Here is an 8,236-nt window from a genome sequence, read left to right as displayed (position 1 = left end):
CCGGTGACAACACCCCCCGGATCATCGACGACAGGGGCAGTAAGTCATGCCGGACTCAGCGACCGAGATCCTCAGGTCGAGGACCCATCACGAAGGTAACGGGGTCAGACCTCCAGGCCCAACCGGCGTGCCGAGCGTTGCCGCTGGCGTGAAGCGCGCAACCGGCGCAGCCGCTTGATGAGCATCGGGTCAGCGGCCAGCGCGGCCGGGTTGTCGAGCAGTCCGTTGAGCACCTGGTAGTAGCGCGTGCTGCTCATGTCGAAGAGATCACGCACCGCCTGCTCCTTCGAGCCGGCGTACTTCCACCATTGACGCTCGAACGCGAGGATCTCGCGGTCGCGGTCGCTGAGCGCCGCCTGATCGGGCGCGCTCGTGACGGTGGCAGTAGTCATCGCCCTCAGCATACCGCCTCGAATGACACGCCTGTCATTCCCGGCGGGCGCGTCGCGCGCTTTCCCGCCCGCGCCCCCGTCAGGCCATGGTGTCGAGGATGGCGCGAATGTCGCCCTCGGAGGTCTCGGGATTGACGATCGCGAAGCGGGCCAGGGTCTCGCCGGCATGGGTGGTCGGCACCACGAAGGCGAACTCATCGCCCAGCAGCTCGTCGCTCCACCGGTGATAGTCGGCGGCCGCCCACCCCAGGCGCCGGAAGACCACGACGGTCAGGTCGCGCTCGCGCACCAACTCCAGATAGGGCCGGCGGGCGACCTCGTCCTCGGCATAGCGGGCGATATTCAAGGTGTGCTCGATCGCCGCGGTGTAGGCATCGGTCCCGTTCACGGTCAGCGAGAACCAGAACGGCAAGCCGCGCGCCCGCCGCGTCAGCCCGATCGAGTAGTCGGTCGGATTCCACTCCGGCGCCTCAGTCAAGACATCGAGATAGCCCGCCTTCTGCGTGTGCGCCGCGCGCGCGAGCGCCGGGTCGCGATAGAGCAGGGCGCAGCAGTCATACGGGGCGAAGAGCCATTTGTGCGGATCGACGATGAAGGAATCGCAGTGCTCGACACCGGCATACCGATCCCGGATCGAGGGGGCGGCGAGGCCGGCACCGCCGTACGCCCCGTCGACATGGAACCAGATGCCGAACTCGCGGCAGACCTCGCCGACCGAGGCGAGATCGTCGATGACCCCGAAGTTCGTCGTCCCCGCGGTCGCGACGACGGCGAAGACGTTCTCGGGGCCGCGTTCGAGGAGCACCGAGCGCAGGTTGGCACCGGTCAGTCGCCAGTTCTCATCCAAGGGCACCCCGACGAACTCGGCGTCCATCACCTCGGCCGCCGACTTGATCGAACTGTGCGCGCCCTCGGTGGACACCAGCAGGGTAGGGCGCACCCCGGTCTCCGCCCGCGACCGTGCCGTATGGCGTGCGGCCACCAGCGCGGACAGGTTGCCGATCGTGCCACCGGAGGTGAATACCCCGCCCGCCCCCGCGGGCATACCGGCCAGGTCGGCAATCCAGCGCAAGGCGAGGTTCTCGGCATATACCGCGCCGGAGCCTTCGAGCCACGACCCGCCGTAGATCGAGGAGGCACCGACGACGACATCGAACATCGAGGCCGCGTCACTAGGCGCGCACGGGATGAAGGAGAGATAGCGCGGGTGGTCGGTCGAGAGGCAACTCGGGGCGAGGTCGTCGGCGAAGATCCGCATCGCCTCGGTGCCGCCCAGGCCGCCGGGCGTGATGGTCTGCCCGACGCGCTCGACCAGCTCGGCCTCGGTGAGCGGCTTGTCGAGCGGGGGCGCGCTACGGATCCGGTCCGCGGCATACGCGATCACAGCCTCGCTGAGTGTGTCGAGGTCGGTATGCCGGTTGGACCGGTAGGAGGTGCCCATCACACATCGGAGCCTACCGAGCGCCCCGGGGCGATCAGCCCTTCGTGGCCCCGAGCGTCAACCCGGAGACGAACTGCTTCTGGAGCAGGAAGAAGATGATCAGCGTCGGCAGGGCGACGAGCACCGAGCCGGCCGCAACGAGGTTGTTGTCGGTGAAGAACTGGCCGCGCAGATTATTCAGCGAACTCGTCACGGGGAACTTGTCACCCTGCTGCAAAAGCACCGTGGCCCAGAAGAATTCGTTGTAGATCCACGTGACTTCCAAGGTTGCCAAGGCAGCCAGCGGCGGGCGGCACAGCGGCAAGGTCAGCTGGAAGAACTGCCGAAGCACGCCGGCCCCGTCGACGACGGCCGACTCGTAGAGCTCCCTGGGGATGGTCTTCATATAGTTCGAGAGCACAAACGAGCAGAAGCCGGTCTGGAAGGCGACATTGACTAGGATCAGCCCGAGGTGGCTGTTGAGGAGCGTGCCCGAGCTGGACAGAAACTCCGGCATCGGGATCTTGCGGAACATGCGGTAAACGGGGATCAAAAGCGCCTGCGGCGGAAGGAGATTCGCGGCAGTGAACAGGCCGAGAAGCGCCAGGTTGAACTTGAACGAGAAGCGTGCGACCACGAAGGCGATGCAGCAGGAGAGAAAGAGGGTCAGCAGCACCGCGGGCACGGTGATCTTCACCGAGTTCATGAAGGTGTGCGCGAAGTTCGCCTGCTCCCAGGCGTTCTTGTAGTTCTCCATGGTGAAGCCACCGAAAGAGACATAGCCGTGCTTGGCGGTATACGCATAGTCGCGGAAACTGTTGAGGATTGCGTAGAAGACGGGGAAGAACCAGATCAGCGCCATCACCACGAGGAAAATCTGGGTGGGCCGGCTGGCTTTACCCGACCCCGTTGCCGTCTTGCTTACCTTGAGCGGGTTCTGCGTGGCCACGGGCACGACGGCGAGATCGCCGTTGACGTTACTCACCGCTGCTCCTTCATCACGATGCGCAAATAGATGACGATGAAAACCGAGGAGATCAGCAACATGAAGGTCGCCAGCGCCGACCCGAAGCCGATCCGGCTCGCCTCCCCGACGATGTTTTGGGTGACCAGGGTGGCGATCAGCTCCAGGCCGTTGCGGCCCTTGTTGATGACCCAGACCAGGTCGAAGGCCCGCAGGGACTCGATGACCGAGACCACCAAGACGATGATGTTGATCGGCGCGAGCACCGGAAAGACGATCTTGAAGAAGGTCTGCTTTTCGCTCGCCCCGTCCACTCGCGCGGCCTCACGCAGCGAAACGTCGACACCCTTTAAGCCGGCCAGATAGAGCAGCATGATGTAGCCGGTATGCCGCCAGCACGCGGCAATCAACGCCGACCACAGGTTGTACTTCGGGTCGCCGTACCAGTCGATGGTGGACCCGGTCAGTCCGTTGATCAGGCCCTGGTCGCGGCTGTAGATCAGCTGCCAGATGAAGCCGACGAGCGCGAGCGAGAGCACAACCGGCAGATAGAAGGCCGACTGGTAAACGCGCGAGCCACGCATCTCCTTATCGAGAAGCACCGCGAGGAACATCCCGAAGGGAGTCGCGAGCAGGAAGGTCACGGCCAGCCAGATGAGGTTGTGCCGCACCGCCGGCCAGAAGGGTGGATAGATCGTCACCACATCGTGGTAGTTCTTCATCCCCATCCACTTGGCATCACCGATCGGGCCGATGCCATTCCAGTTGGTGAAGGACAACAACACCGACCCGATGGCTGGCAGCCATACCAACCAGACGACGAGGATTGTCGGGATGATGATCATCAAGGCGACGATGATGCGGTCGAGACCGGACAGTTGGTTGATCCCCTTGTACCGCGCCATATATTTGAGCCCCTTACTCTCCAAGGTGATTGCCGCATGCCGCGCCGGCCACGTGCGTGCCGGCGCGGCCTACGTCCTGGGTCACGATCCGAAGATGCTGACCTTCTGGGCCTGGATGTTCTTGGTGAGCCCGTCGATGTCGTTCGGGTTCTTGATGAAGTCCTGGATGGCCGGGATCATCACCGTGGAGGCGAAGTCGGGGCGGGTGTCGCGGTCCATGAACTGGGCAATCGACTTCGCCGACGCGACGAACTCGACGGCCTTCTTCTGCAGAGCCGTGTAGCCGCTGGTGTCGACCCCACTATTCGTCGCGATGACGCTCGGGTCGGACTTGACGGCCAGCCCCTGGGCCTCGGCGCCGCCGACATACTTCAGCAGAGCCTTGGCGCCGGCGTCGTTCTTGGGGCTGGCGCTCATCATGTAGCCGTCGATCGGTGCCTCGATGGCGTCGGCACCGATGGCCGAGTCGATCTCGGGGAAGGTGAAGAAGTCGAGGTCGTCCTGCTCGGCGCCCTTCTCGAACTGCTGGGCGACGAACATGCCGAGGAGGTACATGCCGGACTTCTTCTGCTGCAGACTCTGCGCGGCCTCTTGCCACGTGCGGCCGAGGCTGTCGGGCTGGTGCAGCTCGAGCAGGCCCTTCCAGGTGTCGAAGGTCTTCTTGACCTTGTCCCCGGCCCAGTCCTCCTTGCCGGCCATCAGGTTGACGTGGAAGTCGTAGCCGTTGACGCGCATGTTGATGGCGTCGAAGGTGCCCATGGCCGGCCAGCCGTCCTTGTCGCCGAAGGCGATCGGGGCCAGGCCGTCGGCTTTCATCTTTGCGCCGAGGGTCTTGAGCTCATCGAGCGTCTTGGGGATCTCGTAGCCCTTCTCCTGCCACATCGACTTGCGGTAGAAGAGCGCCCAGGGGTAGTAGGTCGACGGCATGAAGTACTGCTTGCCGTCGTCGCCCGTCGACGACTTCTTCAGGGCGTCGTTCAGGCCCTGCATGCCGGTCCAGACGTCGGAGATGTCACCGGCGAGGCCCTGGCTGGCGAAGAAGCGCATCCGGTAGCCGGCGAACCACATGAAGACGTCGTCCGGGCTGCCTTGCAGGTAATTGTTGATGTTCTCTTGGAAGGTGTTGTGGTCGACCGTGTTGACTTTGACGGTCAGACCGGAGTTGGCCTTCTGGAAGGCGTCCATGACGCCCTGGATGGCCGCCTTCGGCACGGCGTCGGACTGGTTGGAGCCGAGGGTGACCTCACCGGTCGCGGCGGCCGTCGAGCCGCCGGACCCGGACGCTGTGCCCGTCGAGCCCGAGGTCGTCGTGCTGTCGCTGCCGCCGCACCCGGCCAGGGTGAGCGCGCTGAGGGCGACACCGCCGGTCAGCAGGGTGCGCCGGTCCAGGCCCCGGACCGAGGGGGGAACCAGGGAGGCGAGGTATTCCTCGAAGGTTGCGGGACGGGGCATGGGCTTCTCTCCTTTGAGTGCGCTCCGTTATCGAACAGTAATCACCAGAAGCGATCACGGGTAACCGAAGCATGGCCCGCCGCCAGGGAGCCTGTCAACACCCTCGGGGAAACAATTGCGCCACCATCCCCCAGACATTCTGTCCATACCTGTTGACAAACGTTTGATTCGTCGCAAGGCTCGTCGTCATGCGAGCCTGGCCCACCGGCCGCCTGGCGTATGGCGGCGACTACAACCCCGAGCAATGGCCCCGCGCGATCTGGCGCGCGGACGTCGACCTGATGCATCGGGCGAGCGTCTCCTTTGTCACGCTCGGGGTGTTCTCGTGGTCATGGCTCGAGCCGCACAAGGGCGAGTACGAGTTCGGCTGGCTTGATGACGTGATGGACCTGATGGCCGAGGCGGACATCGCGGTCGACCTGGCGACGGCGACGGCGAGCCCGCCGCCGTGGCTGACCACGGCATACCCGGACATCCTGCCGCGCACCGCGGACGGGGTGATCATGTGGCCCGGCAGCCGGCAGAGCTGGTGTCCGAGCAGCCCGATCTTCGCCGATGCCTCGCGCGCGCTGGTGACGCAACTCGCCCAGCGCTATCACTCACACCCGGCGCTGGCGATGTGGCACATCTCCAACGAGTATGCCTGCCACAACCTGCCGTGCTACTGCGACACCTGTGCGGCCGCCTTCCGCACCTGGCTGCAGAACCGTTACGGCACAACGGATGCGCTGAATCACGCATGGGGGACGGCGTTCTGGAGTCAGCGCTATACGGACTTCGAGCAGGTGCTCCCGCCGCGCCGAACGCCGACGTTTCACAACCCTACCCAGGTGCTCGACTACCACCGCTTCGGCTCCGACACCCTGCTCGGGCTCTATCGCGGCGAACGGACGATTCTGGCCGACCTCTCCCCCGGCGTGCCGGTGACGACGAACTTCATGACGATGACCGGCTTCCGGCTGCTCGACTACAACCAGTGGGCGCCCGAGCAGGACGTCGTCTCCACCGACCATTACCGCGTCGCGGCCTTGCCGAACGCGACCGCCGAGTTGTCCTTCCAAGGAGCGGTCACCCGCGGGCTCGCCGGCGGTGCACCGTGGTTGCTCATGGAGCACTCGACGAGCGCGGTGAACTGGCAGCCGGTCAATCCGGCCAAGCCGCTCGGCGGGACGATCCACGACAGCCTGACCCATGTCGCCAATGGCGCGGACACGATCGGCTATTTCCAGTGGCGCGCCTCGCGCGCGGGTGCCGAGAAGTGGCACTCCGCGCTCGTTCCGCACGCGGGCGCGGACAGTGCGCGCTTCGCGGAGGTATGCCGTTTGGGCGCCGCCGCCGCCGCGCTCGGCGAGGTCGCCGGCTCGCGGGTAGAGGCCGCGGTCGCGATCCTCTACGACTTCCAGGCGCTGTGGGCGGCCTCCGGTCCGGCAATGCCCAGCGCTGCCGCCGACTACCCGGAGATGGCGCAAGCCGTGCATAAGTCATTGCGGGACATGGGGATCACCGCCGATGTCGTGCACCCGTCTGCGGATCTGTCGCGTTATCGGGTGATCGTCGTTCCGACGCTCTATCTGGTCACCGACGAGCATGCCGCGGCAATCGCCGCCGCCGCGGAGGCCGGGGCCCAGGTGCTCGTCACCTACTTCTCCGGCATCTCCGACGAGCACGACCACATCCGGCTCGGCGGTTATCCGGGCGCCTTCCGTGAGCTGCTCGGCGTGCGCGTCGAAGAGTTCAACCCGCTGCTGGACGGTGACGAGGTCGGACTGCTGGCCGCCGGCCCGGGAAGGTCGAACGAAGCCGGTGCAGCCGCCACCGGGGCGGATACGGCGGGCGCGGACGTGGGCACCGGGCGCCGCTGGTCGGAGTGGTGCGCGGTGACCGACGCCGCGCCGCTGTGGACGTATGCCGGCGGCCCCTGCGCCGGCTCCGTGGCGCTTGCCCGCCGGCATACGGGATCGGGTGCCGCGTGGTATCTCGGCACACTGCCCGACGAGGCCGCTTTGGCCAATGTGCTGGCGTCGATCACCGAGGCCGCGGGCGTCGGCCCCGTGGTCGCGGAGTTGCCGGTGGGCGTTGAGGCGATCCGCCGGCGCGCGGCCGACGGGCGATCCTGGGTCTTCCTGCTCAACCACACCGACGACCCGATCACCGTGCCGCTCAGTGGTTTTGACGTATTGACCGGGGCCGTGACCGACGGTCACGCCGCCTTGACGGCCGGAGGGGTCGCCGTCCTTCGAGAGGAGTAGCCATGCTCGCCAGCCAGCGCCACGCCCGCATCGTCGAGCGGGTCGCCGAGTCCGGGGCAGTTCGCGTTGCGGACTTGGTCTCCGAACTCGCCGTCTCGGACATGACGATCCGCCGAGACATCGAACAACTGGCGCGGCGCGGCTTGCTCGAGCGGGTGCACGGCGGCGCGGTGGCGATCGGGCATGTCGGGATGCCCGCGCTCCCCCCGAGCACCGACGAGCCGGGCTTCCTCGCCAAGTCGGCGCTGATGCAGTCGGCCAAACGGGCGATCGCCGCGCAGGCTGCCGAGTTGGTGGACCCGGGTGCGGCCATCGCGCTGTCGGCGGGCACCACGACGGTCGAATTGGCGCGGCAGTTGCGCCACGTCCCCGACCTGACCATCGTGACGAACTCGATCCCGGCCGCGCAGGTGCTCGGTGACACCGCCGCGATCAGCGGGCACACGGTCGTCTTGACCGGCGGAACGCGCACCCCGAGTGAGGCGCTGGTCGGGCCGATCGCGGTGGGCGCGCTGCGCACGCTGCACGTCGACCTGCTCTTTCTCGGCTGCCACGGCATCGACCCTCGGGCGGGCTTGACGACGCCGAATCTCGTTGAGGCGGAGACTAATCGGGCGTTGATCGGCTCCGCGCGCAGTGTCTGTGTCGTGGCCGATCACACCAAATGGGGCGTTATCGGCCTGGGCACCATCGTCGGCCTGGACGCCGTCGACATCTTGATCACCGACGCCGGCCTAGCCGCCCGCGGCCGCGAGGTGCTGACCGACCGGATCGAGCGCGTCATCATCGCCGCACCCCGCGACGCTGCGACCGACTGAGCGAGGCTCCCGCCAACCGGGTCGCCGGTCCGCGAC

General features: G+C 66.4%; 7 protein-coding genes. 2 read left to right on the top strand and 5 right to left on the bottom strand.

What is annotated here, in order from left to right; translation table 11 throughout:
* Positions 1 to 104: 104 nt before the first annotated feature.
* The 5 genes from ABD209_RS04960 to ABD209_RS04940 all read right to left on the bottom strand — a co-directional run bounded on the left by ABD209_RS04960 (position 105) and on the right by ABD209_RS04940 (position 5,133).
* Positions 105 to 392: a DUF3263 domain-containing protein gene (locus tag ABD209_RS04960; RefSeq protein WP_324386326.1), complete on the bottom strand. Its 288-nt coding sequence runs from the start codon at positions 390 to 392 to the stop codon at positions 105 to 107.
* Positions 393 to 471: 79 nt separating this feature from the next.
* The gene (locus ABD209_RS04955) at positions 472 to 1,833 is read right to left on the bottom strand and encodes a pyridoxal phosphate-dependent decarboxylase family protein (protein ID WP_324386331.1); all 1,362 of its coding nucleotides are present in this window, start codon (positions 1,831 to 1,833) and stop codon (positions 472 to 474) included.
* Between the two features lie 34 nt (positions 1,834 to 1,867).
* Positions 1,868 to 2,797 carry a carbohydrate ABC transporter permease gene (locus ABD209_RS04950; protein ID WP_324386325.1) on the bottom strand — a complete coding sequence of 310 codons (930 nt, stop codon included), beginning with the start codon at positions 2,795 to 2,797 and terminating at the stop codon, positions 1,868 to 1,870.
* Positions 2,794 to 3,681 (bottom strand): carbohydrate ABC transporter permease, encoded by an 888-nt coding sequence (locus ABD209_RS04945; RefSeq protein ID WP_344062945.1) that lies wholly within the window; start codon positions 3,679 to 3,681, stop codon positions 2,794 to 2,796. The genes ABD209_RS04950 and ABD209_RS04945 overlap by 4 nt, the downstream gene beginning before the upstream one ends.
* 81 nt (positions 3,682 to 3,762) lie before the next feature.
* Positions 3,763 to 5,133 (bottom strand): ABC transporter substrate-binding protein, encoded by a 1,371-nt coding sequence (locus ABD209_RS04940; RefSeq protein ID WP_324386323.1) that lies wholly within the window; start codon positions 5,131 to 5,133, stop codon positions 3,763 to 3,765.
* Between the two features lie 188 nt (positions 5,134 to 5,321).
* Here ABD209_RS04940 and ABD209_RS04935 point away from each other — a divergent pair, with 188 nt between their 5' ends.
* Positions 5,322 to 7,382, top strand: coding sequence for a beta-galactosidase (locus ABD209_RS04935; RefSeq protein WP_344062942.1), 2,061 nt, complete (start codon positions 5,322 to 5,324; stop codon positions 7,380 to 7,382).
* A 2-nt stretch (positions 7,383 to 7,384) separates the two neighbouring features.
* Entirely contained in the window at positions 7,385 to 8,200 is an 816-nt protein-coding gene (locus ABD209_RS04930) for a DeoR/GlpR family DNA-binding transcription regulator (protein WP_324386321.1), read from the top strand.
* Positions 8,201 to 8,236: the final 36 nt, after the last annotated feature.

It is taken from the genome of Nostocoides vanveenii (genome assembly GCF_039531165.1).
GTDB lineage: Bacteria > Actinomycetota > Actinomycetes > Actinomycetales > Dermatophilaceae > Nostocoides_A > Nostocoides_A vanveenii.
This window is presented reverse-complemented; position numbering and strand designations above follow the sequence as displayed.

What these genes read in the sequence shown, in the direction of transcription:
- ABD209_RS04955 (WP_324386331.1), bottom strand. Translation starts at nt 1,833, where the DNA reads ATGGGCACCTCCTACCGGTCCAACCGGCATACCGACCTCGACACACTC.
- ABD209_RS04930 (WP_324386321.1), top strand. Translation starts at nt 7,385, where the DNA reads ATGCTCGCCAGCCAGCGCCACGCCCGCATCGTCGAGCGGGTCGCCGAG.
- ABD209_RS04935 (WP_344062942.1), top strand. Translation starts at nt 5,322, where the DNA reads ATGCGAGCCTGGCCCACCGGCCGCCTGGCGTATGGCGGCGACTACAAC.
- ABD209_RS04940 (WP_324386323.1), bottom strand. Translation starts at nt 5,133, where the DNA reads ATGCCCCGTCCCGCAACCTTCGAGGAATACCTCGCCTCCCTGGTTCCC.
- ABD209_RS04945 (WP_344062945.1), bottom strand. Translation starts at nt 3,681, where the DNA reads ATGGCGCGGTACAAGGGGATCAACCAACTGTCCGGTCTCGACCGCATC.
- ABD209_RS04960 (WP_324386326.1), bottom strand. Translation starts at nt 392, where the DNA reads ATGACTACTGCCACCGTCACGAGCGCGCCCGATCAGGCGGCGCTCAGC.